Source organism: Helicobacter pylori FD535 (assembly GCF_000296015.2).
Lineage (GTDB): Bacteria > Campylobacterota > Campylobacteria > Campylobacterales > Helicobacteraceae > Helicobacter > Helicobacter pylori_CT.
Window position 1 is genome coordinate 1 of sequence record NZ_AKHP02000070.1, and the last position, 5,539, is coordinate 5,539.

At 40.2% G+C, this 5,539-nt stretch carries 4 protein-coding genes; all 4 read left to right on the top strand.

Annotated elements, in window-relative coordinates:
• The first annotated feature begins 311 nt into the window (after nt 1-311).
• Genes rsmA through rlmN form a run of 4 tightly spaced genes read left to right on the top strand, consistent with a single transcriptional unit; the run spans nt 312 to nt 5,286 of the window.
• Nucleotides 312-1,127 carry a 16S rRNA (adenine(1518)-N(6)/adenine(1519)-N(6))-dimethyltransferase RsmA gene (gene rsmA / locus DV63_RS17130; protein ID WP_000259397.1) on the top strand — a complete coding sequence of 272 codons (816 nt, stop codon included), beginning with the start codon at nt 312-314 and terminating at the stop codon, nt 1,125-1,127.
• A 37-nt stretch (nt 1,128-1,164) separates the two neighbouring features.
• The gene (locus DV63_RS17135) at nt 1,165-3,243 is read left to right on the top strand and encodes a ribonuclease J (RefSeq protein WP_000131604.1); all 2,079 of its coding nucleotides are present in this window, start codon (nt 1,165-1,167) and stop codon (nt 3,241-3,243) included.
• On the top strand, nt 3,227-4,216 hold the full coding sequence (locus tag DV63_RS17140) for a KpsF/GutQ family sugar-phosphate isomerase (protein ID WP_000025433.1): 990 nt from the start codon (nt 3,227-3,229) through the stop codon (nt 4,214-4,216). Before DV63_RS17135 ends, DV63_RS17140 begins: the two co-directional genes overlap by 17 nt.
• On the top strand, nt 4,213-5,286 hold the full coding sequence (gene rlmN / locus DV63_RS17145; RefSeq protein ID WP_000647811.1) for a dual-specificity RNA methyltransferase RlmN: 1,074 nt from the start codon (nt 4,213-4,215) through the stop codon (nt 5,284-5,286). Before DV63_RS17140 ends, rlmN begins: the two co-directional genes overlap by 4 nt.
• The last annotated feature ends 253 nt before the right edge of the window (nt 5,287-5,539 follow it).

The following is a 5,539-nucleotide window of genomic DNA, read 5'->3' on the forward strand; positions in this document are numbered from 1 at the left end:
CTGTTAGCCTGTTGTTGTTGCTGTTGTTGTGCTTGGTGTTGTTGTTCATGGTGTGCCATGATGACTCCTTTAATTGAAATTTAAATTCTAGCTCACTAGCTAGGATTTCATTTTATAATGCAAAATCTAACCAATTATTAACGAAAAAGATTTTAATACTAATTTTTATACGAGCGCCAATTTAAGCACTTCCATTGTCAAAACTACCAACATCTTTGAATGAAAAAAGCTATAATAAAGAAGTTGCATTAAAAAGGAAAGACAAATCCCCTTTTTAAGGTATAATATGAGGAGTTTTAGAAGCGCTTCTTATGGTGGTAGCTAAAAAGTCTTTAGGACAGCATTTTTTAACGGACGAGTCGTTTTTAGACAGAATTGTTAATGCTTTGCCTCCCTTAAACCTACTCAAATTAATTGAAATCGGCGTGGGGTTAGGGGATTTGACTCTTAAGTTGTTGGATCGCTATCCTTTAAAGACTTATGAGATAGATAGCAGCTTGTGCGAGAAAATGCGATCAAAACTAAAGGCGCAAAAAAAGCCTTTTGGATTAGAATTAGTGGAAAAAGACGCTCTTTTTTTAAAAGAAGAAGAGCCTTATTTTTTGGTCTCTAATTTGCCTTATTATATCGCTACCAGGCTTGTTTTAAACGCGCTCAAAGACCCTAAATGCAGGGGCTTATTGGTGATGACACAAAAGGAAGTGGCACTCAAATTTTGCGCTAAAGATTCGCAGAACGCTTTAAGCGTTTTAACTCAAGCGATAGGGAACGCTACCCTTTTGTTTGATGTGCCGCCTAGCGCGTTTAGCCCGCCTCCAAAGGTGTTTTCTAGCGTGTTTGAAGTGATCAAAGAGCCGCTGAAAGAAAAGGCGTTGGCTTCATTACTCCAAGTGCTGTTTTTTGAAGAAGCCCTACAAAAAGGGTTTGAAACATTAGAAGATTTTTTGAAAGCCTGTTTCTCATCTCCTAGGAAGACGCTTTCAAACAATCTTAAAAAAAGCGTTTCTTATAGAGAAAAGCTTGATAAGGTGTTAGATTTTTTAGCGTTAGAAAACCAACCAACAAGCGTGAGGGCGTCTGAGATAAAAGATTATCTCAAGCTCTTAGAATACCTTTTAAAAGGCTAATGCCTTTTTAAAAAATTGAAATGAAGGAATAATCGTTATGACTGATAACAATCATTATGAAAACAATGAAAGCAATGAAAACAGCAGTGAAAATTCAAAAGCCCCTCATGAGGCGCGATCCGGAGCGTTTGAGCGATTTGCTAACCGCAAAAAGCGTTTTAGAGAAAACGCGCAAAAAAACGGGGAGTCTTCAAACCATGAAGCGCCTTCGCACCATAAAAAAGAGCGCCACCCCAACAAAAAACCAAACCACCACCACAAACCCAAACATGCCAAAACACGAAATTACGCCCAAGAAGAATTGGATCACAACAAAGTAGAGGGCGTTACGGAAATTTTGCATGTGAATGAGAGAGGGACTTTAGGCTTTCATAAGGAGCTCAAAAAGGGCGTTGAAGCTAATAATAAGATCCAAGTGGAGCATTTAAACCCGCATTATAAGATGAATCTAAACTCTAAAGCGAGCGTTAAAATCACGCCTTTAGGGGGCTTGGGCGAGATTGGGGGGAACATGATGGTCATTGAAACCCCAAAAAGTGCGATCGTGATTGATGCGGGCATGAGTTTCCCTAAAGAAGGGCTCTTTGGCGTGGATATTTTAATCCCGGATTTTTCCTACTTGCACCAAATCAAGGACAAAATCGCTGGCATTATCATCACCCATGCCCATGAAGATCACATAGGGGCCACGCCTTATTTGTTTAAAGAGTTGCAATTCCCCCTTTATGGCACGCCTTTGAGTTTGGGGTTGATTGGGAGCAAGTTTGATGAACATGGTTTGAAAAAATACCGCTCGTATTTTAAAATCGTAGAAAAGCGCTGCCCCATTAGCGTGGGCGAATTTATCATTGAATGGATCCACATCACGCATTCTATCATTGACAGCAGCGCTTTAGCGATCCAAACTAAAGCCGGAACGATCATCCACACTGGCGATTTTAAAATCGATCACACCCCAGTAGATAACCTGCCCACTGATTTGTATCGTTTGGCGCACTATGGCGAAAAGGGGGTGATGCTTCTTTTAAGCGATTCCACTAACTCCCATAAATCCGGAACTACACCGAGTGAAAGCACCATAGCGCCGGCTTTTGATACCCTTTTTAAAGAAGCGCAAGGGAGGGTGATTATGAGCACATTCTCTAGCAATATCCACCGGGTGTATCAAGCCATCCAATACGGCATTAAATACAACCGCAAGATCGCTGTGATCGGGCGCTCTATGGAAAAAAACCTAGACATTGCCAGAGAATTAGGCTATATCCATTTGCCTTACCAATCTTTTATTGAAGCCAATGAAGTCGCTAAATACCCGGATAATGAAGTCTTAATCGTAACGACCGGCTCACAAGGCGAAACCATGAGCGCGCTTTATCGCATGGCGACTGATGAACACCGCCACATTTCTATCAAACCCAACGATTTAGTCATCATCTCCGCTAAAGCCATTCCTGGCAATGAAGCGAGCGTTTCAGCGGTATTGAATTTTTTAATCAAAAAAGAAGCTAAAGTGGCTTATCAAGAATTTGACAATATCCATGTGAGCGGGCATGCCGCCCAAGAAGAGCAAAAGCTCATGTTAAGACTCATTAAACCCAAGTTTTTCTTACCCGTGCATGGGGAATACAACCATGTCGCGCGCCACAAGCAAACCGCTATTTCTTGCGGGGTGCCTGAAAAAAATATCTATTTAATGGAAGATGGCGATCAAGTGGAAGTTGGCCCTGCGTTCATTAAAAAAGTGGGCACCATTAAAAGCGGTAAAAGCTATGTGGATAACCAAAGCAATTTGAGTATTGATACAAGCATTGTGCAACAAAGAGAAGAAGTCGCTAGCGCTGGGGTGTTTGCCGCTACGATTTTTGTGAATAAAAATAAACAAGCGCTTTTAGAAAGCTCTCAATTTTCCAGCTTAGGGCTTGTGGGCTTTAAAGATGAAAAGCCTTTGATGAAAGAAATTCAAGGGGGATTAGAGGTATTATTAAAATCCAGCAACGCTGAAATTTTGAATAACCCTAAAAAATTAGAAGATCACACTCGTAATTTCATCAGAAAAGCGCTCTTTAAAAAGTTTAGAAAATACCCGGCTATCATTTGTCATGTCCATTCTTTTTGATTGTAACGCTACCGCTATACAAGTCTTAAGAGATGAAGCGAGCGCGCTTTTAGAAAGCGTTAAGCAATTCCAAAAACCCAACGATTTAGAAGCGGTTGTCAAGCTCATTTTAAAAAGCCAAGAAAAAGGGGGTAAGCTTGTGATAGTGGGCGTGGGTAAGAGCGCTTTAGTGGCGCAAAAAATCGCTGCTTCTATGCTAAGCACCGGTAACAGGAGCGCGTTTTTACACCCTACAGAAGCCATGCATGGGGATTTGGGCATGGTGGAAAAAAACGATGTGGTTTTAATGATTAGCTATGGGGGCGAGTCTTTAGAGCTATTGAATCTGGTGAGCCATTTAAAACGCTTAAGCCATAAAATCATCACTTTCACTAAAAGCCCTAATAGTTCGCTCTCTAAACTCGGCGATTATTATTTGAGCTTGAAAATTACAAAAGAAGCTTGCCCGATTAACACCGCTCCAACGACTTCTACCACCCTAACTCTAGCGTTAGGCGATGTTTTAATGGCATGCTTGATGCGAGCGAAAAACTTTAGCCAAGAAGATTTTGCCTCCTTTCATCCGGGCGGGCTTTTAGGCAAAAAACTTTTTGTCAAGGTTAAAGACTTATTGCAAACCACGAATCTCCCCCTAATCGCTCCTAATACAAGTTTTAAAGACGCGCTCATAGAAATGAGTGAAAAACGCTTAGGCAGCGCGATTTTAGTCAATGAGGCTAACGAGCTTGTGGGGGTGTTAAGCGATGGCGATGTCCGTAGGGCGTTATTAAAAGGGGTGAGTTTAAAGAGCGAAGTGAGACATTTTGCCACTTTAAAACCTAAAAGCTTTAAGAATTTAGACGCTCTTCTTTTAGAAGCGTTAGAATTTTTAGAGCGCCATAAGATCCAGCTTTTAGTGTGCGTAGATGATCGCAATAAGGTTTTAGGGGTCTTGCACTTGCACCAACTTTTAGAATTAGGGCTTAAAGCATGAAAGCCAGTATTTATGATTTCACTCTAAAGGAATTGAGCCAGCTTTTAAAACCAAGCTTTAGAGCTAAACAGCTTTATTTGTGGCTCTATGTGAAGTATAAAACAAGCTTTAAAGACATGCAAAATAATTTTTCAAAAGATTTTATCGCTTATTTGGAGCAAGAATTTACTTTGCGCACGATAGAAATCACGCATGTGAGAGAGAGCGTTGATGGCTCTAAAAAATACCTTTTTAAATCTTTAAGAGACAACCATACTTTTGAAGCGGTGTTGTTGAAAATGAAGGATAAAAAGATTGATGAAGAGACTAACGCTATTTTAGAGGGAGAAAAATACACCGTATGCGTGTCTTGTCAAATAGGCTGTCAAGTGGGTTGCGCGTTTTGTTTCACTCAAAAAGGCGGTTTTGTAAGAAACTTAAAAGCGAGCGAGATTATCCAGCAAGCCCTGCTCATTAAAGAAGACAATAACCTCCCCCTTGAAAAAGCGCTCAACATTGTTTTTATGGGAATGGGCGAGCCTTTGAATAATTTAGATGAGGTGTGTAAAGCGATTGAGATTTTTCATACCGGCATGCAAATTTCGCCTAAAAGAATCACGATTTCCACTAGCGGCGTAGCCGATAAGATCCCTATTTTAGCGGGCAAAAATTTAGGCGTGCAATTAGCCATATCCTTACACGCTGTAGATGACAAAACGCGCTCATCTTTAATGCCCTTGAATAAAAAATACAACATTGAATGCGTTTTGAATGAAGTGAGGAAATGGCCTTTAGAGCAGCGCAAAAGAGTGATGTTTGAATACCTTTTGATCAAAGATTTGAACGATAGCCTGGACTGCGCTAAAAAACTTTTAAAACTTTTAAACGGCATTAAATCCAAAGTGAATTTGATTTTATTCAACCCGCATGAAGGCTCTCAATTTGAGCGCCCCAGCTTAGAGAGCGCTAGAATGTTTGCGGATTTTTTAAACTCCAAAGGCTTATTATGCACCATTAGAGAGTCTAAAGCCTTGGATATTGAAGCGGCTTGCGGGCAATTGAGAGAGAAAAAACTCTCCCAACAAATTTAAAAACTCTTTTTTGTGGTGTTTGTTTTTTTCTAATGGGGGGGTGTTGGTTTTAATCAAGCGATAATCCAAAATTTAGGGGATATGGATTAAAAATTAGCGTTAAAATTTATTTCATTAACAATTAATTAGATTTTATATTGTAGAATGAAATTCTAGCCAGTGAGCTAGAATTTAAATTTTTAATCAAAGGAGTCATCATGGCACACCATGAAGAACAACACGGCGGGCACCACCACCATCACCACCACACACA